Source organism: Enterococcus sp. 3H8_DIV0648 (assembly GCF_002140655.1).
In the GTDB taxonomy this organism is placed as follows: Bacteria; Bacillota; Bacilli; order Lactobacillales; family Enterococcaceae; genus Enterococcus_A; species Enterococcus_A hulanensis.
Map to the genome: position 1 here is coordinate 149,675 of NZ_NGLG01000002.1, position 592 is coordinate 150,266.

The following is a 592-nucleotide window of genomic DNA, read 5'->3' on the forward strand; positions in this document are numbered from 1 at the left end:
GACAGCGATAGCGACAGTGACTCGGACTCAGATAGCGATTCTGACAGTGATAGCGACTCGGATTCGGATAGTGATTCCGACAGTGATAGCGATTCAGACTCAGATAGCGATTCTGACAGCGACAGTGACTCAGATTCGGATAGTGATTCTGACAGCGACAGTGATTACGATAAGTGGGTAGTTGCACCACCAACATTAAATCCTATTAATGATGGCGATTCGATCATTTCAGGAAAAGTACCAAGCCAAAACTTGGATCATGATAGGACATATACCGTTGACATTTACGTGAATGGTGTTCTAGTAGCAGAAGGGATAGCAGTCAGTCCTGGAGGAGAATTCTATTATGACCTAAACGATATTGCTGAACGATATGCACGGTTAACTGGTAGAACTCTTGATGAAGGCGATATGGTGACAGCTAAAGTTATTGGTCACCAAGAAGGTAAGGAAGATAAGGAAAGCCAGTCTAGTGGTGTAGTAGTTCAAAAAGATGATGAAAGTGATTCGGACTCAGATTCGGATAGTGATTCCGACAGTGATAGCGACTCAGATTCGGATAGTGATTCCGACAGTGATAGCGACTCAGATT

Annotated in this window: 1 protein-coding gene; it reads left to right on the top strand. The window is 43.6% G+C overall.

What is annotated here, in order from left to right; genetic code table 11:
- A partial coding sequence (locus A5875_RS23345; protein WP_176244737.1) for a hypothetical protein occupies positions 1-592 on the top strand: 592 nt, incomplete at both ends.